We start from the raw sequence: 22497 nt of genomic DNA, 5'->3' as shown, positions 1-22497 counted from the left end.
GGCGGCGCGCGCTCCCTCGCGACGCGGCTCGGCCTGATGGCCGTGCCCGTCGCGTTCTTCGGGCTGTTCTTCGCGTACCCGGTCGCCGCGATCGTGGCCCGGGGGCTGAAGACCGAGGACGGCTGGCAGTTCGCGCGCTTCGGCGAGGTCCTCGGCCGGGCGGACCTCGGGGGCGTCCTCTGGTTCACCACCTGGCAGGCGTTCGCCTCCACCGCGCTGACCCTGCTGATCGCGCTCCCCGGCGCCTACGTCTTCGCCCGGCTCGAATTCCCCGGCAAACAGCTGCTGCGCGCGATCGTCACCGTGCCGTTCGTGCTGCCGACCGTCGTCGTCGGCACCGCCTTCCTCGCCCTGCTCGGACGCGGTGGGCTGCTCGACGAGCTGTGGGGGATACGCCTCGACACCACCGTCTGGGCGATCCTGCTGGCCCACGTCTTCTTCAACTACGCCGTGGTCGTACGGACCGTCGGCGGGCTCTGGTCGCAGCTCGACCCGCGCCAGGAGGAGGCCGCCCGGGTGCTCGGCGCGGGGCGGTTCGCCGCCTGGCGCCGGGTGACGCTGCCCGCGCTCGCCCCCGCCGTGGGCGCCGCCGCTCTCATGGTCTTCCTGTTCACGTTCACCTCGTTCGGTGTCGTACAGATCCTCGGCGGTCCCGCCTACTCCACGCTCGAAGTGGAGATCTACCGGCAGACCGCGCAGTTGCTCGACCTGCCCACCGCCGCGGTACTGACCCTCGTCCAGTTCGTCGCCGTCGGCGCCATCCTGGCCGTACACGCGCGTACGGTACGCAGCCGGGAGAGGGCCCTGCGCCTCGTCGACCCGGCGCAGACCGCCCGCCGCCCGCGTGGCGCCGGCCAGTGGGCGCTCCTCGGGGGGCTCCTGCTGACCGTGCTGATCCTCATCCTGCTGCCCCTCGGGGTGCTGGTGGAGCGGTCCTTCGACCAGCCGGGCGGGCACGGACTGGCCTACTACCGGGCCCTGGGATCGGCCGAAGCCAGCGGTTCCACCTTCCTCGTCGCCCCGCTGGAGGCGATCTGGAACTCCCTCCAGTACGCCCTCGCCGCGACCGGCATCTCCCTCGTCGTCGGAGGGCTCGCCGCCGCCGCGCTCACCCGCCGGGCGGGGCGGCTGGTCCGGGGCTTCGACGCGCTCCTCATGCTGCCGCTCGGCGTCTCCGCGGTCACCGTCGGCTTCGGCTTCCTGATCACGCTGGACGAACCGCCGCTCGACCTGCGCACCTCCTGGATTCTGGTGCCGCTCGCCCAAGCGCTGGTGGGTGTCCCCTTCGTCGTACGGACCATGCTGCCGGTCCTGCGCGCCGTGGACGCCCGGTTGCGGGAGGCGGCGGCCGTCCTCGGCGCCTCGCCGCTGCGGGCCTGGCGCGAGGTGGACCTCCCGCTGGTGCGCCGGGCGCTGCTCGTCGCCGCCGGCTTCGCCTTCGCCGTCTCGCTCGGCGAGTTCGGAGCCACCGTCTTCATCGCCCGTCCCGACCGCCCGACCCTGCCGGTCGCCGTCGCGCGCCTGCTGGGCCGTTCGGGGGAGCTCAACTACGGCCAGGCGATGGCCCTCAGCACGATCCTGATGCTGGTGTGCGCCGTCTCCCTGCTGCTCCTCGAACGCATCCGTACCGACCGATCCGGGGAGTTCTGACCATGCTGGAGCTGGACGCGGCCACGGTCCGTTTCGGTGGACGGGCGGTGCTGGACGCGGTGGACCTCGCGGTCGCCGACCACGAGATCGTCTGCGTGCTCGGCCCGAGCGGCAGCGGGAAGTCCACCCTGCTGCGCGTCGTCGCCGGGCTCCAGCCGCTCGACGGCGGCCGGGTGTTCCTCGACGGCACGGACCAGGAGGGCGTCCCGGTGCACCGGCGCGGCCTCGGGCTGATGTTCCAGGACCACCAGCTCTTCCCGCACCGGGACGTGGCCGCCAACGTCGCCTTCGGGCTGCGGATGCGCGGGGTGGACCGGAGCGGCCGGCGCGAGCGTGTCGCCGAACTCCTCGATCTGGTGGGACTCTCCGGCGCGGGGCCCCGGGCCGTCGCCGGGCTGTCCGGCGGTGAGCAGCAGCGGGTGGCGCTCGCCCGCGCCCTCGCGCCCAGCCCGAGACTGCTGATGCTGGACGAACCGCTCGGCCAGCTCGACCGGGGACTGCGCGAACGCCTCGTCGTCGAACTCCGCTCGCTCTTCACGGACCTGGGCACGACCGTGCTCGCCGTCACCCACGACCAGGGCGAGGCCTTCGCGCTCGCCGACCGGGTCGTCGTGATGCGGGACGGCCGGATCGCCCAGGCGGGCACCCCGCTGGAGGTCTGGCAGCGCCCCGCCTCCGCCTTCGTCGCCCGCTTCCTCGGCTTCGACAACGTGGTCGGGGCGACGGTCACCGGCACCACCGCACGGACCCCGTGGGGAGAGGTGCCCGTACCGAAGGGATCACCGCAGGGCAACTGCGACCTGCTGGTACGGCCCGCGGGCGTACGGATCGGCGCCCCGGAGGACGGCCTGCGCTGCACGGCCGGAGCGCGTACGTTCCGGGGCGACCGGGTCGCCGTGCGGCTCACCCCCGAGCACGGCCCGGTCGTGGAGGCCGAGTGCGCGCTCGCCGACACCCCGGCCGAGGGCGCGGTCGTCGGGGTCACCTTCGACGCGGCGGGGACGGTGGTCCTGGCGGCGGCGTCGGTGGCCTGACGCGCGGCGCCGGACCGGGGCCCGGCCGCCGCCCGTACAGACGACCGTCCGGCAGGGCCGGGCGGGGTCCTACGCTGTCGTCCATGACGCTCCAGGAGCCGGCCGAGCCGCACATATCCGTCCTGTACGACGACTCCCGCCGTGACCTGCGTGACCCGTCTGCGCCCCGACCGGTACGGCTCTACGTGTGGGAGCCGGTCCGCCGGGTCACCGACGCCGGTCCGCTGGTCGTGGTGTCGCACGGAACGGGCGGCTCCGGCAGTGCGATGACCTGGCTGGTGCGTCCGCTGGTGGAGGCGGGCTTGCGCGTGGTCGCGCTCGACCATCACGGCAACAACTCCGTCGACGGATACGAACCCGAGGCTTTTGTCCTCGGCTGGGAGCGCCCCCGGGACGTCACCTTCGCGCTCGACGCGCTGGCGGCCCGGGAACCCCTCGGGCCGGTCGGTGCCGCCGGGTTCTCGTTCGGTGGGTACACCGCCGCGGCGCTCGCCGGGGCGCGCGTCGACCGGGACGTGGTGGCGGCCCTGCTCGGCGGAGAGCTGCCGGAGCCGGTGGTTCCGGAGTTCCCGGGCCTGATCGCGGCGGTACGGGAGAAGCGGACGCCCAAGGAACTGGCGGCGGCCGTCCAGGACTCCGGGGCGGACGTGTCCGACCCGCGGGTGCGGGCAGTCTTCCAGGTGGCGCCCGGCCTGGGATCGCTGCTGACGCCCGGCAGCCTGGCCGCGATCCGGATTCCGGTGGAGCTCCGCTGGGGCGGGGCCGACACCATCACCCCGTACGCCGAGGACACCGCACCGTACCTGGACCACATCCCCGGGATCACCGGGCACTGCGTGGGACCCGACGTCCGGCACGAGGACTTCTTCGAGCACCTGCCGGGCGACGGGGAGGCCCGGACGCGGACCGGGGCGGACGCCGCCCCCTTCTTCCTGCGGCACCTCGCCGGGCGCACTCCGGGTACCCACGGGGGCCCTGGACGCCCCGGGTCCTGACCGCCGCCGCGACAGCTCCGGGCGGTCGGCGCAAGCTGGAGACGGGCCCCGCCGGCACCGGAGACGGGCCCGACCGGGAAGGACAGTGACGCGGATCATGAGCCAGTCAGCACGCGAGGGCATCGACATCACCCGCGTACTCGACGCCTCCAGGCAGCGCGTCTTCCGGGCGTGGACCGATCCGGAGGACTTCGCGGCCTGGTACGGCGGCGACGCGGAGGTGCCGCTCGACCGGATGTTCATGGACGTACGCCCCGGAGGCACCTGGAGCCTGGTCCTGGTCGTGCCCGGCACCGAGATGCCGTTCCACGGGACGTACCTCGAAGTGGCGGACCCGGAGCGGATCGTCTTCACGCTCCAGGACGCGACGGCGCCCGAGAGCGCCGGCGAGACGGTGACCGCCACCTTCCACGAGCGCCCGGGCGGCACCACCGAACTGGTCTTCCAGCAGCGCGGAGGCCATCTCACGGCCGAGCAGTACGCCGCCGCCGAGGACGGCTGGGAGGCCTTCTTCGACGCCCTCGCCGGCCGCCTCGCCACGCACCCCTGAGGGGGCCCGCACGAGAGCGCCCGGGTTCCGCACGAGAGCGCCGGGGCCCGGCGGGCAGCGGGATCCCGGCGCTCTCAGCCCACTCGACCGTCTCAGCCCGACAGCGGCAGGGCCGCCAGCTGGGCGAGCACCCAGGTCAGCGGGGCGAACACCAGCAGCAGCGCGACCGCCCGCAGCGCGGTCGCGGACCGCAGCACGGACGAGTGGGCACCCATCCGGTGCAGGGTCCGCGCGGTCCGCTCCCGGTCCTGCCGCGCCTCGATCGCGGAGGTCAGCAGGGATGCCGTCGTGCAGCCCAGGACCAGGACGGCCCCGAGCGCGGTGAGCGGCCCGTAGGAGCGCGACCCCGGTTCGTACAGCGCCATCGCCGCGAAGGCGCCCGAGACCACCGCGCAGACGATGCCGAGCGGCCGGCCGATGCGGCGGGCCTCGTCCATCAGGACCCGGCCCGCCAGCAGCCGCACGGCCCCCGGCCGGGCCGACTGGAGCAGCCGGCCGCAGAGGTGGGTGAGGCCGGGCCCGGCGAGCGCCAGGCCGGTCGCGGTGAGGACCCAGCCGGCCAGCACACCGGCGGGGGTGGAGTCGAGCCGGCCCGGCAGCGGGAAGGGGCTGCCCCCCGAGCCCCTGCTCGCGTACGCCTCCACGGCAAGACCGGCGGCGGCCAGCGCCACACCCCAGGGCAGTCCCGCCGGAGCGGCGGCGGGGGAGGCGGGCTCCTCCGCCGCGAACGGCTCGTCCGGCGCCGGGGCCGTGGGCCGGGACCGCAGGGCCAGCGCGCTCGCCACGGACGCCGAGACGGGCACGAGTGCCAGCAGCACCAGCGCGGCGGCGAGCGGCAGCGGGGCACCGGCGCCCAGGAACTCCGCCGCGCCGCCGTCGAAGGGCATTCCGGTCAGATCGCCACGCAGGTGCAGGAAGAAGAGCAGGGCCACCATCGAGCCGAGGGTGGTGGCGACCGCGGTGGAGACGGCGGCGAGCACCGACAGCCGGACCGGCCCGAGACCGAGAGCGGAGAGCCCGGCACGCGGCCGGGTGCTCGGGTCCGTACGGGCCACCGCGACGGCGAACTGCACGGTGGCCGCCAGCGGTACCGAGCACCACAGCAGCCGCAGCACCGAGCCCGCCGCCTGGGACGGGTGCCCGGAGGCGTGCCCCAGCGTGCTCAGCAGGAGGAAGCCCACCCCGGCGGAGGCGGAGGCGACCAGCAGTCGCCTGACCAGGACGAGGGGATGGGAGCCGCGGGCTAGACGGAGAGCGAGCACGCCGAGCGGCCTTCCGTGTCGGCCACGGCGGGCAGCTTGACGGTGGCGACCCGGCGGCCGTCCAGCATCGGGACCGTGCGGTCGGCGAGCGCGGCGATCTCCGCGTCGTGGGTGGCCATCACCACCGTGATGCCGTGCGAACGCGCCGCCGCCGTCAGGGTACGCAGCAGCTGGTTGCGGTCGGCCCCGTGCAGGGTCGCGGTCGGCTCGTCCGCGAAGATCACGGAAGGGGCGGCGCTGAGGGCGCGTGCCACGGAGATCCGCTGACGCTGGATCTGGAGCAGCGCATGGGGCCGCTTCTTGGCGAGCGGCCCGATGTCCATGCGCTCCAGCCACTCCATGGCGGCCTTCTTGGCGGTGCGGTGGGAGACGCCACGCAGCAGCAGCGGCAGCGCGGCGTTCTCCCAGGCGCTGAGCTCGGGGACGAGTTGCGGATCGGAGGCGATCCAGCCGAACCGGTCGCGGCGCAGCTGTTCACGCAGGCGGGGTCCCATGGTGTGGACCGGCACGCTGTTGAACCACACCTCGCCCTGCTGCGGCACCAGTTGGCCCGAGAGGCAGTGCAGCAGCGTGGACTTTCCGCTGCCGCGCGGCCCCGTGACGGCGAGGATCTCGCCGTCACGGACACCGAGCGAGACACCGCTGAGGCCCGGAGATCCATTGTGGGAGTGATGCAGGGAGCGTGCCCAGATCACGTCGTTGTCCGGCGGGGCCACCATGGCGTACACCTCGGTTCAGGTCAGTTTCCCGTTCCCCCGTACGGGGGAACGAAGACGCGGCCGATCGGTCACTGGGCACGGTAGGGAGTGGGAACGGGGTGTGCGAACAGCACGCGGCCCGGACGAGTTCGTTCTCACTCGATCGGGTGCATTCGAACCGAGGTGGCCACGATGGGCGAGGTGGTGTGAGCAGGTCATGGGAGCGGTGATCCGCAGGACGCCCCGGCCTACCGGCTTCCGTACGTACGCTGGCCATGAAGGACCGGGCCGACCGGCGACCGACGAGAGACCGACGAGAAGGAGTGGTGGCTGTGACCACCGAGGTGCGACGTCTGCGCAACTACATCGACGGGGAGTTCCGGGACGCCGCCGACGGGCGGACCATCGACGTGGTCAACCCGGCCACGGAGGAGGTCTACGCGACCTCGCCGCTCTCCGGGCCGGCCGACGTCGACGCCGCCATGGCGGCAGCCGCCGCGGCGTTCCCCGGGTGGCGCGACACCACGCCCGCCGAGCGGCAGAAAGCACTGCTCAGGATCGCCGACGCGTTCGAGGAGCACGCGGAGGAGCTGATCGCGGCGGAGTCGGAGAACACCGGCAAGCCGCTGGCGCTCACCCGCAGCGAGGAGATCCCCCCGATGGTGGATCAGATCCGCTTCTTCGCGGGCGCGGCCCGGATGCTGGAGGGCCGCTCGGCCGGGGAGTACATGGAGGGCCTGACCTCGATCGTCCGGCGCGAGCCGGTCGGTGTCTGCGCCCAGGTCGCGCCCTGGAACTACCCGATGATGATGGCGGTCTGGAAGTTCGCCCCGGCACTCGCGGCGGGGAACACCGTCGTCCTCAAGCCGTCCGACACCACCCCCGCGTCGACCGTCCTGATCGCCGGGATCATCGGCGAGATCCTCCCCGCCGGTGTCTTCAACGTCATCTGCGGCGACCGCGAGACCGGCCGCGCGATGGTGGAGCACCCGACCCCCGCGATGGCCTCGATCACCGGTTCCGTACGGGCCGGTGCGCAGGTGGCCGCCTCGGCGGCCAAGGACGTCAAGCGCGTCCACCTGGAGCTCGGCGGCAAGGCGCCCGTCGTGGTCTTCGAGGACGTGGACATCGACAAGGCGGTGGCCGGCATCTCCGAGGCGGGCTACTTCAACGCGGGCCAGGACTGTACGGCTGCGACCCGGGTGCTGGTGCACGAGTCGGTGCACGACGCCTTCGTCGCGGCCCTGGCCGTGGCGGCCAAGGAGACGAAGACGGGCCTGCCGGACGACGAGGACGTGCTCTACGGCCCGCTCAACAACGCCGATCAGCTCGCCCGGGTCAGCGGGTTCATCGACCGCCTCCCGGCGCACGCCACCGTCGAGGCGGGCGGCCACCGCGTCGGCGACCAGGGCTACTTCTGGGCGCCGACCGTCGTCTCCGGGCTGCGCCAGGACGACGAGATCATCCAGAACGAGGTCTTCGGCCCCGTCATCACCGTGCAGTCCTTCACCGACGAGGCCCAGGCGCTGGAGTTCGCCAACGGCGTCGAGTACGCGCTCGCCTCCTCGGTGTGGACCAAGGACCACGCCCGCGCGATGCGGATGTCGAAGAACCTCGACTTCGGCTGCGTCTGGATCAACACCCACATTCCGCTGGTCGCCGAGATGCCGCACGGCGGGTACAAGAAGTCGGGTTACGGCAAGGACCTCTCGGCGTACGGCTTCGAGGACTACACGCGGATCAAGCACGTCATGACCTCCCTCGAGGGCTGACCGCACCGCCACCCACTCCTGACCGCACCACCCTTCGGGCCGCACCGTGCGGCTCCCGCGCGGCCCCCGGTTTTTTCCGGGGGCCGCGCTGCGTTCAGGGGGCTCGTCCGTTCCGCCGAGACACTTTTGAACGTGTTCATAAATGGCGTACAGTGCGGGGCATGAGCGAGCGGGCCCTGTTGCGGCACATACGCGTGTGGTTGGTCTTCTTCGTCGTCTGCCTGGCGCTGAGCGGCCTGACCGCCTTCCCGCTGGTGCACGAACTCCGCTGGACCGAGCAGTTGTTGGCGTCCTCGGCGTCGCCGGTTCCCGAGCATCTGCCCGCCCTCATGGAGTGGATCACCCGGGTGCGCACCGGGCTCGACGAGACCGACGCGCACCACCCCTTCGTGCTGTACGGGACCGACTGGCTGGCCTTCGCCCATCTCGTCATCGCCGTGGCGTTCTACGGGCCCTACCGCGATCCGGTGCGCAACATCTGGGTGGTGGAGTTCGGCGTGATCGCCTGCGCCGGCATCCTGCCGCTCGCCCTGATCTGCGGTCCGCTGAGGGGCATTCCGTTCTGGTGGACGGTCATCGACATGTCGTTCGGTGTGTTCGGAGTCGTCCCGCTGCTCGTGGTGCGACGGCTGATCAAGCGGCTCGAGGCGGCCGGACCGAGCGGTGCCGAACCGCCGCCCCGGAGGGTGCCCGCCCCGGCGGGGTGAAGGGCCGGGGCTCCGCGCCCTCCTGGCGCAGCACGCCCAGCACGCCCAGCACGCCCAGCACGCCCGGCACGCGCGCAGCTGCGTCATCGCGTCCCGCCCCGCTTCCGGGACCGCCTCGAAGGCGGCCTCCGCGCGCCCCCGGGGCCGTGCGCACCGCCACCGGTCCCGCCTCGGCCCGCACGCCCATCAGGCTCACCGCGTGCGCCAGGACGTCGTGCGTCTCCCGGGCGATCCGGGCCCGTTTCCGGGCAGCCGCCCGCTCTGCCTCCACGTGGCGCGTCAACTCCAGTTGTTCGGCAGCAGCCCGCGCAGTACGTCGATCCGGTTGGTGGTGATCGAGTCGACGCCCCGGGAGACCAGCCGGCGCATGGTGCGCCCGGTGTCGGCGGTCCAGGCGGAGACGAGCAGGCCGTCCCGGTGCACGCGGTCCGTCAGGTCCCGTGTCACCAGCCCGAACCGGTAGTTGAGCCAGCGCGGGCCGATCGCCGCGAGGAGTTCGGGGCGGGGCGGCGCGAGAGTCGTCCAGGTCAGGGCGATCTCGGCCGAGGGGTCGTTGGCGCGCACCCGGAGCATCGCGTCGGGGCCCGCGCAGTAGTAGGCGCGGTCCCCCGCCCCGCACTCGCGCACCGTACCCACGATCGTCCGCACCGAGGCGTCCGTGGAGCCGGGCAGGTCCACCATCACCCGGTGCCGGCCGGCCGCCGCCAGCGCCTCGCGCAGGGTCGGCACCCCGCCACCGGTGCGCTCGGCCAGCTCGGCGTGGTCGAGCGCGTCCAGGCGGACGTCGTGACCCCAGAGCCGTTCCAGCGTGGCGTCGTGAAGGAGGACGGGGACCCCGTCGCGGGTCACCCGGACGTCGATCTCGACCGCGTCCGCCCCCCGTTCGAGGGCGGACCTGATCGAGGACAGCGTGTTCTCACGGGCGCGGTAGGGATCTCCGCGATGCCCCACGGCGGTGACGGTGTGTGCCATGGGGCCATTGTCCCGGCCGGTTCAGCGGCCGGGGGCCGCCAGCCACTGTGTCGTGTACGTGTCGATCTCGGCGGCCAGCTTCCGCTTGTCGGCCGGCTCCATGAAGGACGCCTCCACGCCGTTCTTCGCCAGCTCCGCGATCCCGCGCTCGTCCAGCTCCAGCAGGCGGGCGGCCACGGCGTACTCGTTGTTCAGGTCGGTGCCGAACATCGGCGGGTCGTCGCTGTTGATGGTGACCAGCACGCCGGCCGCCACCATCTCCTTGATCGGGTGCGAGTCCAGGTCCGCCACCGCGCGGGTGGCGATGTTGGACGTCGGGCAGACCTCCAGCGGGATCCGCCGCTCGGCGAGGTGCCGGAGCAGAGCCGGGTCCCGCACGGAACTCGTCCCGTGCCCGATGCGCTCGGCGCGCAGCGACGTCAGGGCGTCCCACACCGTCTCCGGGCCCGTGGTCTCGCCGGCGTGCGGCACCGAGTGGAGGCCGGCGGCGATGGCACGGTCGAAGAACGGCTTGAACTGCGGGCGGTCCACGCCCACCTCGGGTCCGCCGAGGCCGAACGAGACCAGCCCCTCGGGCCGCAGGTCCACGGCCAGCCGGGCGGTCTCCTCGGCCGACACGAGCCCCGCCTCCCCGGGGATGTCGAAGCACCAGCGCAGTACGGTGCCGAACTCCGCCTCGGCCGCCTTGCGGGCGTCCTCTATCGCCTCCATGAACCCCTGCTCGGGGATGCCGCGCCGGGTCGAGCTGTACGGGGTCACGGTCAGCTCGGCGTACCGGATGTTCTGCCGGGCCATGTCGCGGGCGACCTCGTACGTGAGCAGCCGGACGTCCTCCGGGGTGCGGACCAGGTCCACCACCGAGAGGTACACCTCGATGAAGTGGCCGAAGTCCGTGAAGGTGAAGTAGTCGGCCAGCGCCTCGGGGTCTGCGGGCACCTTGGAGTCCGGGTGATGGGCGGCCAGCTCGGCCACGATGCGCGGGGACGCCGAACCGACGTGGTGCACATGGAGTTCGGCCTTGGGCAGCCCCGCGATGAAGGGGTGGAGGTCGGTCATCAGGAATCTCTCCGGTGGTTCTCGGTACGCCGGTACCGACCGCTCGCGGCGCCCGGTTCTCCGGCAGGGGCCGCCGGTGGCACCGTTCATCGTAGGCGGCGGGGGAAGGGAGCGACCCGGGCCGTAGCATGACGGCACCACGAGGGGGGAGTCACATGTCAGAGAACACCGAGCCGCCCAGCGGCGGGGAGGCACCCCGCGATCCCTGGGCCGCGCCGGAGAACAGGGTCGATCTGGGCAAGCAGGGCGGGGACGTCCGTCCGCCCGCGGTGCACGACCAGCCGACCGTCACGTCCGTACCGGGCGTTGAGGAGCCGCGGCAGGAAGCCTGGGCGGCGCCGGTCGCCGGAGGGTTCGGGCCCCCGCCCGCACAGGGCGGTCCCGGAACCGGACCTTCCACGATGCCCCCGCCGCCGGTCTCCCCGAACGGCCCGGGGCAGCAGCCGGTCGGCCAGTACGGCTACCCGGCCGCCCCGCCACAGCCGTACCCGAACTACGCCGGGTACGACGCCTACGGCGGCCAGGCGGCCTGGGCGCCCACCCCGACGAACGGGATGGGCATCGCGGCGATGGTGCTGGGCATCCTCTCCATCTGCCTGTTCTGCATGTACGGGGTCCTGAGCATCGTCCTGGGCGTGCTGGCCCTGATCTTCGGCATCCTGGGCCGCAAGCGCGCCCAGCGGGGCGAGGCCACCAACGGAGGCCAGGCGCTCGCCGGGATCATCACCGGGTCCATCGGGATCCTGATCGGCGCGGTGATCATCGGGTTCTTGATCTGGCTGTTCGCCACGCACGCGGAGGATTTCGAGGACAGCGGGTCGACGGACGATCCGTTCGCCACGTCCCTCGTCGTCGAAGGGTCCTGACGCCCCGGGGAGCACCGCACCGTCCGTCCCACGCCGTCCGTCCGACCGGGCCCATGCCCCGGCCGCGCGGACGGCGCGTGGTTTCGGGGCAAGAGCGGGCTCCGGTGCCCCGGGCCCCCGGTCCGGACCGGGCATGATCCGGACGAAAGGCCTAAGCCCGGAGCCGCTCCCGCGCCTCCATCAGGGCGAAGCCCAGCAGGTTCAGCCCGCGCCACTGCCCGGGGGCCTCGGCCCGCTCGTCGTCCTTCGCCAGCCCGATGCCCCAGACGCGGTCCACGGGGCTCGCCTCCGCCAGGACGCGGTTCCCGGTGGAGAGCAGGTACGCGCGCAGCGCCGGGTCCTGCCCGAACTTGTGGACGCTGCCCGCCACCACGAGGCCGAAGCGCTCCCGCACCCACACCTCCTCGTCGAAGCCCCGGACCAGGCGCCCCGCCTTCTTCGCGGCGGCCGGACTGCGGGCCTCCAGCGCTGTCCGCTCCGCCTCGGCATCGCCGAAGAGCCTCGCTTTCCCGGCCATCATCCAGTGCTCGGCGGAGGGGTACCTCACTCCGTCGACGGTGAACGGCGACGGCCACCACTGGCTGAGACAGGAGGCACCCAGCGAGCCGTCCGGAAGGGAGCGGTGGCCCCAGAACAGCAGGTACTTGACCCGCCTGCCGCTCCGGGTCCGGCTGAGGAGTTCGTCCATCTGTTCCATGACGGACGAGTGTGGCACCCACCGGTGACGACTGCGACGACAGCCGTGGCACGGGACCGCCGCATCGGTCCGGAGGAGTGCGGCGGGTGGTCAATTTCCTCCCAACTGTCGCTGACAGAAAGTAAGTTGAGAAGCGCCTCTGTCCGGAGTGCGGGCGTATAGCATCGCCCAATGCATCGTGACCTGGTGGGGGCCCTGGGCAGGGGGGAGTCGCAGCCGCTGCGCGACTGGCTGACCGGAATCCACGTCGATACGGGCACGCTGCACGAGCTGCCGCAGTGGGATTCCTCGCGTTTTCCCGAACTGCTGCCGTCGAGCCGTCGGCTGGCCGACCGTACGGAGTCCGTGAAGGCGGAGATCCTCGCCCAGCTGCCGAAGGCCGCAGCCCAGTCGGGCGGGGTACCGCTGTTGGTGCTGTTCGTCTTCCTGTCCGTCGAGGCGGAGTGGGAGATCTCCTACCATTACAAGCCCATGTGGGACACCCTGCAGGGTGCGCAGGACTGTCTGCGCGACCACGGGGCGGTGGTGAGCGGGGAGGACGCGATCCTGACGCGGGCCGTCCTCGCGTTGATGGGGAGCCTCACGGAGCAGATCAAGGCCGAGAACGCCATGACCACCGGGCAATTGGACGCCCACGAGACGGCCCTCGGTGCCGCGGCGGCGAAGGCGCGGGAAGCGGGCGCGCTCGCCCGGCGGGCGGCGGGCGCGCACCCGGACCTCAGCGCCTACCTCGTCGGCCGCGCCGAGGAGTGCGATGCCTACAACACCGCTGTCGGCGCGGCGGTGCGCGCGGTGGGCGAATTCCTCGCGACCGGGGCGCCGCTCGACCAGGCCGTCGCGGACCTGGAAGCGGCCGAAGAGGGCGGTGCGATCAACGGCGAAGTACACGTGAGCGAACTGCGGGCCCACCGCTTCTCCTTGATGGCGCTGAACCGCGTACGCCACGATCCCTGGCTGAGGATCGACCAGGGGAAGATCGTCTACCTGTACCCGTTCGCCACCCGCGGTGTGCCGCTCCAGGCGGTGCTGGACGGCGTCGGGGAGGGGGCCGAGGAGTGGTTCCTGGGGGGCGTGACGCCCGTATCGGTGAACGGTTCGCTCAAACTCGACGATGTCTGGGACGGTTCGGACGCGTTCGGGCGGCACTACGAGGGCTCGCTCCTGGAACTCCCCGATGTGGTCATGTTCGGTGGCGACGCGGACGCACGCGCGGACGCACGCGCGGAAACAGGCGTGGACGCAGACGCAGATCCCGACGGAACGGCGCGGTTCCACGCCGAGATCCGGTTCTCGAAACTGGGCAACCACCACGTGCGGTTCACGACGGACATCGAGAACGTCATGCCCGCCGATCTCTACGCGATGATGCTGCGTGCCGCCCCCGAACACGGCAACGTGCGCGTCGCGTTCCAGGGCGCCCCGAACAGGGAGTGGCCGCGGCTGGCGGATCTCGCGGTGCAGCTCGCGGAAGACGCGGGCCGGCGCCTCGCCGAGAACGCGGCCACCTCCGAGGCCGACGTCGTCGCACGCCAGGGCATGTTCCAGCTCGTCGTCACCGTCGCCGCGGCCTCCACCGCCCCCGGCCCCGCGCGTTCCCTCGCGCGCCGTGAGGTGCGGTCCGCGGGTGACCTGCTCGAAGCGGTGGGTGCCCAGCTGCTCACCAACCCGGTCACGTACCTGATCGGGGCACCTGCCGAGTGGATCCGCTACGAGACGGAGAACGAGCTCTCCTCGACGACGACCGGTCTGGTCGGGGAGCGGACCGTGCGCACCTCCAACACGACCGTCATCCTGGCGCCGGGAGTCGCCGCGTTCACCCAGGGCACCCGTGCGAGCGTGGCGGAGTTCGCCGCCTCGCTGGACGGGCTCTTCGCCGGCTGGTCCCTCGAACTGGCCGACCACTACAGGAAAGTCGAAGACATCCAGGAGCGGGTGGCCGAGGCGGAGAACGACCACAGTGCCGGCGCGCGGGCTCTGGGCTCGCTCGAGCGGGGACTGGACGCCGAGAAGATCCGGCTCGACACGTTCGCCACCAGGGTCAGATCGACGGTCGCGCTCATCCGCTCACCCTCGCTGCTGGCGTCACCGGTCGTGGCGGACAGTCTCCGGCTGCTTTTGGAGCGCCGTGGTTTCGAAGAGCGCGTCACCGAGCTCAACGCCATGATCGAAGAGGTGACGCAGGAGCAACTCGGCGTGACCATCGAGAAACTGGCCCGGCAGCGCGAGGAGCAGGAAGCCCGGGAGGAGGAGCGGCGCGAGAGCAAGCAGCGCGCCAAGCTGGAGGTGTTCCTCGCGGTGATCGCCGCCGCGGGTGTCTCGGGAATCATCCAGGTGCTGCAAGCGGGGTTCTTCCAGAGCGACGGGGCCGCGACATGGGCGCTCGTGGGCGTGGCCGGCGTCGTGACCCTGGCGCTCGTCCTGGGGATCGCGCTCTGGCCCCGACCCCGCAGAAACCCCTGACGGGGCCACCCGTGCGCCCCGCCCGGCCGCGGGCCCGTAGCTCCTTCCGCCGAGACACCGTCCCCCTGTGGCTCACCTCACAGGAAACTGGTGGTCCCGACCCGCGTAACGATTCCGCCCATCCGCTCTCTCTCCGTGTGAACGCACCGTCCACACGCGGAAGAGGGAGGCCAGTCGTGACTGGCACGAAGGCAGGAGCGGCAGTCCGATGGCTGGCATCGGCGGCACCCGATCCGGGCGCCTGCCGACGGGAGTGGGAGCGCGATCCGCAGGGGATCGCGCTCCTGCCCACCGGCAGGCGCTGGGACGTACTGATCCTGACCGCGCGGCTCGGGTATCCGACGCTCGACGTGCTCACCCGTCTGATCGACCGGCCGGGACCCGTCCTCGCCGACTTCGGCGACTCCCGGATGGGCTTCTTCGTGCCGCCGGGCACCGCGTCGCGGTGGCTCGGCACGGGGGTGAGGGGTCTCGGGGCCGGCACCTGGATCGTGGTCCCGCGCCCGGGGAGGGTGGCCGGCGGGGTGCGCTGGCTGGTGCCGCCCGACGGATCGGGGACGCTCACCGACCCCGTACTGCTGGAGTTCGCGATGCACGAGGCGGCGGCCGTCGTGGCGGCGGACGAACGCGACGCGGGCGGCGGTGACCTGGGCCGATGAGGCGGTGAGGGGCTCCGGAAGGGGCGGCCGCGCGCCGGGGTGAAGGAGGGTGCCGCTGCCAGTGGTCTTGACAACTCGATTGGTCTGGACCATGTTGTGCGCGCCGCCCCATTCCCCCTCGTACGGAGGCAGTTGTGGAACGCACGCGACGTCCTGCCCGATTCACCAGAGTTCTGGCCGCCTTCTCCGTGACCCTGCTGGCGGCCGGTACCCTCGCCGCCGTCGCCCCGGCGGCCTCGGCCGCCGACACCGACCTGGCGCGCAACGGCGGGTTCGAGTCGGGCCTGACCGACTGGGCGTGCTCGGCCGGGAGCGGAGCCGTCGTCAGTACGCCCGTCCACGGCGGCACGTCAGCGCTGAAGGCGACCCCGGCCGGCAGCGACTACGCCAACTGCGCCCAGACCGTCACGGTGAAGCCCGGCTCCACGTACACGCTGAGCGCCTGGGTCCAGGGCGACTACGTCTACCTCGGCGCGACCGGCACCGGCACCACCGACGTCTCCACCTGGACGCAGTCCTCCGGCGCGTGGAAGCGGCTCACCACCACCTTCACCACCGGCTCCGCCACCACGTCCGTCAACATCTGGACCCACGGCTGGTACGGCACCTCCGCCTACTACGTGGACGACCTCAGCCTGGTCGGCCCCGGCGGCGCCCCGGTCACTCTGCCCGCCGCCCCCACCGGACTGACGGCCGGGACCCCGACCGCCACCTCCGTACCGCTGTCCTGGACGGCCTCCTCCGGCGCCACCGGCTACCAGGTCTACCGGGGCGGTACGAAGGTCGCCTCGGTCACCGGAACCTCCACCACCGTGACCGGCCTCACCGCCTCCACGGCGTACAGCTTCCAGGTCACCGCCACCAATGCGGCCGGTGAGTCGGCGAAGTCCGCCGCCGTCGCCGCGACGACCGCCGCCACCGGCTCCACCGGCGGTGGGAACGGCGCCGGGCTGCCCGCGCACGCGCTCGTCGGCTACCTCCACTCCAGCTTCGCCAACGGCGCCGGCTACACCCGGATGGCCGACGTACCCGACTCCTGGGACGTCATCGACCTCGCGTTCGGCGAACCGACCTCCGTCACCTCGGGCGACATCCGCTTCTCGCTCTGCCCGGTCGCCGAGTGCCCGAACGTCGAGTCGGAGGCCGAGTTCAAAGCGGCCATCGCCGCCAAGCAGGCGGCCGGCAAGAAGGTGCTGATCTCGATCGGAGGCCAGAACGGCCAGGTCCAGCTCACCACCACGGCCGCCCGGGACGCCTTCGTCACCTCGGTGTCCAAGATCATCGACACCTACGGTCTGGACGGCCTGGACATCGACTTCGAGGGGCACTCCCTCTCGCTGAACACCGGTGACACCGACTTCCGCTCGCCCACCACGCCCGCCATCGTCAACCTGATCGCGGCGGTGAAGACCCTCAAGGCCACGTACGGTTCCGGCTTCGTGCTCACCATGGCGCCGGAGACCTTCTTCGTCCAGCTCGGCCACCAGTACTACGGATCGGGTCCCTGGGGTGGTCAGGACCCGCGCGCCGGGGCCTACCTGCCGGTGATCCACGCCCTGCGCGACGACCTCACCCTGCTGCACGTCCAGGACTACAACTCGGGCTCCATCATGGGCCTGGACAACCAGTACCACTCGATGGGCGGCGCCGACTTCCACATCGCCATGACCGACATGATGCTCACCGGCTTCCCGGTCGCCGGCGACCAGACGAAGATCTTCCCGGCGCTCCGGCCCGACCAGATCGCCGTCGGCCTCCCCGCCTCCACCCAGGCGGGCAACGGGTACACCACCCCCGCCGAGGTCACCAAGACGCTGAACTGCCTGACGAAGAAGACCGACTGCGGGACCTATCAGACCCACGGAACCTGGCCGGGGCTGCGCGGCCTGATGACCTGGTCGATCAACTGGGACCGCTTCAACAACCGTGAGTTCTCCCGGAACTTCGACGCCTACTTCGGCTGATCCCGACCCCGTACGCGATCCCCGGCCGCGGATCCGTCCCCGGCCGGGGCTTCACCGGCAACCGGGACCTCACCGGTACCGGTGGACCGCCCGGGACCGCCCCCGGCGGTGACTTCGCCGGTACCGGCCCGGCCGGGCCACCGCCGGGCGCACCACAGCGGGACGAGCAGCAGACCGCTCAGCCACAGGCTGCCGAGCACGTCGAGCGGCCAGTGGTAGCCCCGCAGCATCAGACCGGCGCCCGTCGCCGCCGTCAGCAGGGCGGCGGCGACGGGCGCCATCCAGCGGCGAGGGGTGTACGCCATCAGGAGCAGGGCCGACGCCCCGTACGCCACCGCGGCCGTCGCGGTATGGCCGGACGGGTAGTAGCCGGTGTACGGCACCAGCGGGCCCTGCCGGTCGGTCCAGAGCTTCATCGGTACGACCACGAGCGGCACCGCCACCATGGTGAGCGCCGCGACCAGCACGGTGCCCCGGGCGCCGCGCCACAGCGCGTACAGCAGCGTGAGTGCGAGGACCGGCAGGGCGACCGGCATCCCGCCGAGATCGGAGAAGACCTGGGCGACACCGGCGGGGCCGTGGCCGATGAGCTCCTTGCCGACGCGCTCGTCGAGCCGCAGCAACGGGCCGGCGGCCACCACCTGCCAGGTGGTCAGCGCGAAGAGGACCGCCATCAGGCCGACCCAGGAGAAAAGGAGGGCCGGCCGCCGGGGAACAGGGGGGGTTGTTCCGGGACGGCCGGCCGGATCGGTTCGCCGCGCGCCCCGGGGGGTGTGGGGCGGGCGGCCGTCCGATCGGTGAGGAGTTCCGGAGCCGGAGGCTCCAGTGGTGCGCGCCGAGGCGCCACCGGACCGATGCCGGGGAAGCTCCGGCCCGGTGCTGTCCGCGGTTTCCTGCGGACGGGGTGTTTCTCTCATCTGCCGAAACCGTACGGCAGAGGGCGCCCCGAGGACAGACGCCACGTGATCCCGCCATCGCCCCCGCACACCTTCTTCACAGGCCCTCACTCCCCTGCCGCGAATCCCCTGGAAGAGGCTCTCCGCAGGGGGTTCGCGTTCGCACGGATCAGAGGGTCGCGAAGGACTGTTCGATGATGTCGAGGCCCTCGTTCAGCAGCCCCTCGCCGATGACCAGCGGCGGCAGGAAGCGCAGCACGTTCCCGTAGGTGCCGCAGGTCAGCACCAGCAGGCCCTCGGCGTGGCAGGCCTTCGCCAGCTTGCCCGCGGCCTCCGCGTCCGGCTCCTTGGATCCCGCCTTCACCAGCTCGATCGCGATCATGGCGCCGCGACCGCGGATGTCGCCGATGATGGCGCCGTTCGGCAGCTTGTCCCGCATCGCGGAGAGGCGGTCCTTCATGACCTCCTCGATGCGCTTGGCCTTCCCGTTCAGGTCCAGCTCGCGCATGGTCTCGATCGCGCCGAGCGCACCGGCGCAGGCGACCGGGTTGCCGCCGTAGGTGCCGCCGAGGCCGCCCGCGTGCGCGGCGTCCATGATCTCGGCGCGGCCCGTCACGGCGGAAAGCGGCAGGCCGCCCGCGATGCCCTTGGCGGTGGTGATCAGGTCCGGGACGATGCCCTCGTCCTCACAGGCGAACCACTGGCCGGTGCGGCAGAAGCCGGACTGGATCTCGTCGGCGACGAAGACGATCCCGTTGTCCTCGGCGAACTGCGCGATGGCGGGCAGGAAGCCCTTGGCCGGCTCGATGAAGCCGCCCTCGCCGAGCACCGGCTCGATGATGATCGCCGCGACGTTCTCCGCGCCGATCTGCTTGGTGATCTCGTCGATGGCCTGGGCGGACGCCTCGGCACCGGCGTTCTCGGCGCCCGTCGGCCAGCGGTAGCCGTATGCCACCGGGACGCGGTAGACCTCGGGGGCGAACGGACCGAAGCCCTGCTTGTACGGCATGTTCTTCGCCGTCAGCGCCATCGTGAGGTTTGTCCGGCCGTGGTAGCCGTGGTCGAAGACGACGACCGCGGTGCGCTTCGTGTAGGCGCGGGCGATCTTCACCGCGTTCTCGACGGCCTCGGCGCCCGAGTTGAAGAGCGCGGACTTCTTGGCGTGGTCGCCCGGGGTGAGCTCGGCGAGCTGCTCGCAGACCTCCACGTACCCCTCGTACGGCGTCACCATGAAGCAGGTGTGGGTGAAGTCGGCGAGCTGCGCGGAGGCGCGCCGCACCACGGCCTCGGCGGAGGCGCCCACGGACGTCACGGCGATGCCGGAGCCGAAGTCGATCAGGCGGTTGCCGTCCACGTCCTCGATGATCCCGCCACCGGCGCGCGCGGTGAAGACGGGCAGCGTGGAGCCCACGCCTGCGGCGACCGCGGCGACACGGCGGGCCTGCAGCTCCACCGACTTCGGGCCGGGGATCGCGGTGACGACGCGGCGCTCCTGCGGGATTGCGGACATGGACGGCTCCTGGGGGGATGGTGGTGCGGACGGGGGGTGGTGCGCGCGGACGCGTCTCCTGTCTGCAGGCTAGGGGCGCGCAAGGGGGCCGGGCGTGCTCCGATCGGTAGTGGTGGAGGTGTGTCCTTGTCCGTGGCGGACATAACCAGGACGCGGAGGGACGGGAAGGACAGCGAGGTGCCGTCCGGCCGGGCGTGCGGGCGGGTCCCGCGCCACGCGTCCGGCCGGTCGGCCCGGCGTGCGGGCCGGTCCCGCTCCGGGAAACCCGTACCGCCGTGCCCACCATCCGGGCGCCTTTGCTGAACTCCCCGTCCCCGCCCACTAGATTGGCCGGGGCAGCGGACGGACCTGGCTGGTCAGGGGGGAACGGTTCATGGAGAACGACGGCACGTACGGCGCCCGGGACACGCGGTCGGGGCGGGTACCGCATCCCGTGGGACCGCCTCCTGCCGCGCCGCCGCCCTCCGTCCCGCCCCGCCCCCGCACCGCTCCCGCGGCGGTGCCCCCGCTCGACGCCTGGCTGAGCACCCCGCGCCCGGCCGAGGAACCGGGCGTCTGGCGGTACGGCCACCGGCCCCCACCGCCCGAGAAGTCCGAGGAGGCCGAGGGCCGGCAGCTGCTGACCGGCGCCCTGATCTCCGTACTCGCGGGCATCCTGGTCTGGTCGCTCTGGCGCAACGGCTACCTCCCGTACCGCCTGGTGCCCCTGCGGGCCTTCACCCCCAGCGACTGGTGGTACGCGGGCACCAACAGCCCCGCCACCCTTCAGGGCCGCGACGCCATCAGCGTGTACGAGGGCATCCTCTTCGGCGTCCTCCTCTACGGCTGCGGCCGGCTGGGCAACTGGTCCGAGGTCTTCCGCCGCTACGTCGCCGAGCGCGGACAGCCGTTCCGGGCGGTGACCGCGCTGGGGCTCGCCGGCTTCGCGGAGCTCCTGGTGTGGAAGGAGACGATTCCGGTCGCGGACCCGGTGTTCGCGCTCGTGGTGTCCGTCGCGGGCGGGCAGTTCCTCCAGAGCCAGGCCGCGTCCAACTGGATGTACGCGGCGATCACCCTCGCCGTGCTCGCCCCCTTCGCCGTCCTCGGCGGGTGGCGCTCCCTGCTCACCGGCCGCCGGGAGCCCGCCTCCCCGGCGGACGGTGCGGCGGCCGGACCCGGTGCGCCCGACCCCGAGCGCTCCCCGGCCCGCTGGCCCGAGCTCCGGGCGGCCGGGCAGACCGAAGCCGCCGAGACGCTCACCGCGGAGGTCCGGGCCGGGCGGATGAACGACGTGGACTGCGCCCGGCTCCGGCAGGCCTGGACCGTGGCGCGGCAACGGCCCGACGCCCTTCCCCCGTTCACCGAGTCCGTGCTGCGCCGGGGCGGCGCCGCCTTCCTGCACCCCTCCGGCCGCCGTGACCTCCCCGCCCGGACCGTCACCCACGACCTGCTCACCGGCCAGGTACGCATCGGCCGCTGCTCCGCCGACCCGCACAACCCCTACGTCCGGCGCGGCTCCGGCGTCGCGCTGGAACCGGCCCTGCTCGGCACCTCGCTGCTGGCGGTCGGGCCGCCCGGGAGCGGCAAGTCGGCCCGGCTGGTGCGCCCGGTCGTCGAATGCCTCGCCCTCCAGGCGCTCGCCGGGCGGGCCGCCGTACTCGCCGTGGGCGGCGGCGGCACCGACCTCGGGCCCGACGACCTCTACGACGTCGTCGTGCGGATCGGCGGCCAGGGGGCCACCCACGGCCTCGACCTGTACGGCGGCACCACCGACCCCGACGAGGCGGCGGCGGTGCTCGCCGAGGGGCTCGTCGGAGACGTGGAGACGGTCGACGTCCGCCGGGCCGTGACCGTGCTGGCCCAGCTGCTCGGCCCGTACCGGGCGGTGCACGGGGCCTTCCCGTCCGTGCCGGAGCTGCGGGAACTCCTCGACGGCCACCCCGCCGCGCTGGCCGGGCTGCGGGAGGCCGCGGAAGCCGGCGGCCACCGCGCGATGCTCCGGGAGCTCGACGCGCGCACCCGGCAGTCCGGCGGACCCGGCGACCCCGGCCCGGTTCTGGCCGACCGGCTCGCCCTGCTCGACCGGCCCGCGCTCGCAGCCTCCTTCGGCACCGGCCCGGAGGCCGCGCCGTTCTCCCTGCGGGCGATGGAGCAGCTTCCGCTGCGGGTCCGGATCGACCTGCCCGAACGCGCGCACGCCGAGGCGTCCCGGCTTCTCGCCCGGCTGGTCCTCGCCCAGTTCACCGCCGTCGCCGCCGCCCGCCCGGACCGCACCCTCTTCCTCGGACTCGTCCTGGACGACGCGACCCGCGCCGTGACCGACGAGACGGTGCGCGGAATCCGCCGCCTCCGTTCGGTGAACGCGGGCGTGCTGCTCACCCTGCGGACCGTCGACGACGTCCCCGAGCGGCTGCACACCGCGCTGCTGGGGGCGGTCGGGTGCAGCATGGCGTTCGCCGGGGTCACCACCTGGGACGGGAAGCGCTTCTCGGAGGCGTGGGGCAAGGAATGGATGGAGACCCGCGAGGTCGCCCAGCACGCCGTCTTCGCCGACCAGAGCGTCACCCGCGCCCTGCACGCGCTGCGCAAACTGGTGACCGGCAAGGCGGTGACCCGCGACGCGGTGACCGTGCGCCGGGTCGAGCGGGAACGGTGGTCCGCCTCCGAGCTGGCCTACGCGGTGCCGGCCGGCCACGCGGTGGTCTCGCTGACGAACGTCGCGGGCGAGCACACCCCGCCGCTCCTGGTGGAGCTCGGCGGGTGAACCGCC

Annotated in this window: 17 protein-coding genes and 2 pseudogenes; 11 read left to right on the top strand and 8 right to left on the bottom strand. The window is 72.8% G+C overall.

What is annotated here, in order from left to right:
* The first annotated feature begins 36 nt into the window (after window positions 1-36).
* The 4 genes from ACFZAX_RS17140 to ACFZAX_RS17125 all read left to right on the top strand — a co-directional run bounded on the left by ACFZAX_RS17140 (window position 37) and on the right by ACFZAX_RS17125 (window position 4229).
* Window positions 37-1650, top strand: a complete 1614-nt coding sequence (locus ACFZAX_RS17140) for an ABC transporter permease subunit (protein ID WP_390962596.1) — start codon at window positions 37-39, stop codon at window positions 1648-1650.
* A 2-nt stretch (window positions 1651-1652) separates the two neighbouring features.
* A complete protein-coding gene (locus ACFZAX_RS17135; protein ID WP_390962380.1) occupies window positions 1653-2684 on the top strand; it encodes an ATP-binding cassette domain-containing protein in 1032 nt (343 codons plus the stop codon).
* 83 nt (window positions 2685-2767) lie between these two features.
* Window positions 2768-3679 (top strand): serine aminopeptidase domain-containing protein, encoded by a 912-nt coding sequence (locus tag ACFZAX_RS17130; protein WP_390962379.1) that lies wholly within the window; start codon window positions 2768-2770, stop codon window positions 3677-3679.
* A gap of 97 nt (window positions 3680-3776) precedes the next feature.
* Window positions 3777-4229: an SRPBCC domain-containing protein gene (locus ACFZAX_RS17125; RefSeq protein ID WP_390962377.1), complete on the top strand. Its 453-nt coding sequence runs from the start codon at window positions 3777-3779 to the stop codon at window positions 4227-4229.
* Window positions 4230-4321: 92 nt separating this feature from the next.
* On the opposite strand, the gene ACFZAX_RS17120 is transcribed toward ACFZAX_RS17125, so the two are convergent.
* The gene (locus tag ACFZAX_RS17120; protein WP_390962376.1) at window positions 4322-5491 is read right to left on the bottom strand and encodes a hypothetical protein; all 1170 of its coding nucleotides are present in this window, start codon (window positions 5489-5491) and stop codon (window positions 4322-4324) included.
* Window positions 5473-6210, bottom strand: a complete 738-nt coding sequence (locus ACFZAX_RS17115) for an ATP-binding cassette domain-containing protein (protein WP_390962375.1) — start codon at window positions 6208-6210, stop codon at window positions 5473-5475. Before ACFZAX_RS17115 ends, ACFZAX_RS17120 begins: the two co-directional genes overlap by 19 nt.
* 311 nt (window positions 6211-6521) lie before the next feature.
* Between ACFZAX_RS17115 and ACFZAX_RS17110 the strand changes: the two genes are divergently transcribed.
* A complete protein-coding gene (locus tag ACFZAX_RS17110; protein WP_390962374.1) occupies window positions 6522-7961 on the top strand; it encodes an aminobutyraldehyde dehydrogenase in 1440 nt (479 codons plus the stop codon).
* 161 nt (window positions 7962-8122) lie between these two features.
* Window positions 8123-8668 (top strand): hypothetical protein, encoded by a 546-nt coding sequence (locus tag ACFZAX_RS17105; protein ID WP_390962373.1) that lies wholly within the window; start codon window positions 8123-8125, stop codon window positions 8666-8668.
* A 72-nt stretch (window positions 8669-8740) separates the two neighbouring features.
* Here the strand turns inward: ACFZAX_RS17105 and ACFZAX_RS17100 are convergent.
* From ACFZAX_RS17100 to ACFZAX_RS17090, 3 genes and pseudogenes are all read right to left on the bottom strand, one after another.
* Window positions 8741-8966, bottom strand: a pseudogene (locus ACFZAX_RS17100) (histidine kinase); the annotation flags it as partial.
* Window positions 8948-9640 (bottom strand): glycerophosphodiester phosphodiesterase family protein, encoded by a 693-nt coding sequence (locus ACFZAX_RS17095; RefSeq protein ID WP_390962372.1) that lies wholly within the window; start codon window positions 9638-9640, stop codon window positions 8948-8950. The pseudogene ACFZAX_RS17100 and the gene ACFZAX_RS17095, both read right to left, overlap by 19 nt.
* A 21-nt stretch (window positions 9641-9661) precedes the next feature.
* Window positions 9662-10696, bottom strand: coding sequence for an adenosine deaminase (locus ACFZAX_RS17090; protein ID WP_390962371.1), 1035 nt, complete (start codon window positions 10694-10696; stop codon window positions 9662-9664).
* A gap of 155 nt (window positions 10697-10851) precedes the next feature.
* On the opposite strand from ACFZAX_RS17090, the gene ACFZAX_RS17085 reads away from it, so the two are divergent.
* Window positions 10852-11562, top strand: coding sequence for a DUF4190 domain-containing protein (locus ACFZAX_RS17085; protein WP_390962369.1), 711 nt, complete (start codon window positions 10852-10854; stop codon window positions 11560-11562).
* A 151-nt stretch (window positions 11563-11713) separates the two neighbouring features.
* Here the strand turns inward: ACFZAX_RS17085 and ACFZAX_RS17080 are convergent, their stop codons facing one another.
* Window positions 11714-12259: an NADAR domain-containing protein gene (locus tag ACFZAX_RS17080; RefSeq protein ID WP_390962368.1), complete on the bottom strand. Its 546-nt coding sequence runs from the start codon at window positions 12257-12259 to the stop codon at window positions 11714-11716.
* A 171-nt stretch (window positions 12260-12430) separates the two neighbouring features.
* Between ACFZAX_RS17080 and ACFZAX_RS17075 the strand changes: the two genes are divergently transcribed.
* The 3 genes from ACFZAX_RS17075 to ACFZAX_RS17065 all read left to right on the top strand — a co-directional run bounded on the left by ACFZAX_RS17075 (window position 12431) and on the right by ACFZAX_RS17065 (window position 17342).
* Window positions 12431-14719 (top strand): hypothetical protein, encoded by a 2289-nt coding sequence (locus ACFZAX_RS17075; RefSeq protein ID WP_390962367.1) that lies wholly within the window; start codon window positions 12431-12433, stop codon window positions 14717-14719.
* Window positions 14720-14895: 176 nt separating this feature from the next.
* A complete protein-coding gene (locus ACFZAX_RS17070; RefSeq protein WP_390962366.1) occupies window positions 14896-15378 on the top strand; it encodes a hypothetical protein in 483 nt (160 codons plus the stop codon).
* Between the two features lie 134 nt (window positions 15379-15512).
* The gene (locus tag ACFZAX_RS17065; protein ID WP_390962364.1) at window positions 15513-17342 is read left to right on the top strand and encodes a carbohydrate binding domain-containing protein; all 1830 of its coding nucleotides are present in this window, start codon (window positions 15513-15515) and stop codon (window positions 17340-17342) included.
* A 140-nt stretch (window positions 17343-17482) separates the two neighbouring features.
* On the opposite strand, the pseudogene ACFZAX_RS17060 reads toward ACFZAX_RS17065, so the two are convergent.
* Together ACFZAX_RS17060 and gabT are read right to left on the bottom strand one after the other, a co-directional pair.
* A pseudogene (locus ACFZAX_RS17060) lies at window positions 17483-18259 on the bottom strand (phosphatase PAP2 family protein); the annotation flags it as partial.
* A gap of 148 nt (window positions 18260-18407) precedes the next feature.
* Window positions 18408-19748: a 4-aminobutyrate--2-oxoglutarate transaminase gene (gene gabT, locus ACFZAX_RS17055; RefSeq protein ID WP_390962362.1), complete on the bottom strand. Its 1341-nt coding sequence runs from the start codon at window positions 19746-19748 to the stop codon at window positions 18408-18410.
* A gap of 373 nt (window positions 19749-20121) precedes the next feature.
* Here gabT and ACFZAX_RS17050 point away from each other — a divergent pair, with 373 nt between their 5' ends.
* The gene (locus tag ACFZAX_RS17050; RefSeq protein WP_390962361.1) at window positions 20122-22491 is read left to right on the top strand and encodes an ATP/GTP-binding protein; all 2370 of its coding nucleotides are present in this window, start codon (window positions 20122-20124) and stop codon (window positions 22489-22491) included.
* Window positions 22492-22497: the final 6 nt, after the last annotated feature.

The sequence above is a fragment of the Streptomyces sp. NPDC008125 genome, from assembly GCF_042957125.1.
GTDB lineage: Bacteria > Actinomycetota > Actinomycetes > Streptomycetales > Streptomycetaceae > Streptomyces.
This window is presented reverse-complemented; position numbering and strand designations above follow the sequence as displayed.

Bases quoted from the DNA above. Each gene is read 5' to 3' on its own strand.
- ACFZAX_RS17115 (WP_390962375.1), bottom strand. From the start codon at position 6,210: ATGGTGGCCCCGCCGGACAACGACGTGATCTGGGCACGCTCCCTGCAT.
- ACFZAX_RS17075 (WP_390962367.1), top strand. From the start codon at position 12,431: ATGCATCGTGACCTGGTGGGGGCCCTGGGCAGGGGGGAGTCGCAGCCG.
- ACFZAX_RS17080 (WP_390962368.1), bottom strand. From the start codon at position 12,259: ATGGAACAGATGGACGAACTCCTCAGCCGGACCCGGAGCGGCAGGCGG.
- gabT (WP_390962362.1), bottom strand. From the start codon at position 19,748: ATGTCCGCAATCCCGCAGGAGCGCCGCGTCGTCACCGCGATCCCCGGC.
- ACFZAX_RS17135 (WP_390962380.1), top strand. From the start codon at position 1,653: ATGCTGGAGCTGGACGCGGCCACGGTCCGTTTCGGTGGACGGGCGGTG.
- ACFZAX_RS17085 (WP_390962369.1), top strand. From the start codon at position 10,852: ATGTCAGAGAACACCGAGCCGCCCAGCGGCGGGGAGGCACCCCGCGAT.
- ACFZAX_RS17090 (WP_390962371.1), bottom strand. From the start codon at position 10,696: ATGACCGACCTCCACCCCTTCATCGCGGGGCTGCCCAAGGCCGAACTC.
- ACFZAX_RS17130 (WP_390962379.1), top strand. From the start codon at position 2,768: ATGACGCTCCAGGAGCCGGCCGAGCCGCACATATCCGTCCTGTACGAC.
- ACFZAX_RS17125 (WP_390962377.1), top strand. From the start codon at position 3,777: ATGAGCCAGTCAGCACGCGAGGGCATCGACATCACCCGCGTACTCGAC.
- ACFZAX_RS17050 (WP_390962361.1), top strand. From the start codon at position 20,122: ATGGAGAACGACGGCACGTACGGCGCCCGGGACACGCGGTCGGGGCGG.
- ACFZAX_RS17095 (WP_390962372.1), bottom strand. From the start codon at position 9,640: ATGGCACACACCGTCACCGCCGTGGGGCATCGCGGAGATCCCTACCGC.
- ACFZAX_RS17105 (WP_390962373.1), top strand. From the start codon at position 8,123: ATGAGCGAGCGGGCCCTGTTGCGGCACATACGCGTGTGGTTGGTCTTC.
- ACFZAX_RS17140 (WP_390962596.1), top strand. From the start codon at position 37: ATGGCCGTGCCCGTCGCGTTCTTCGGGCTGTTCTTCGCGTACCCGGTC.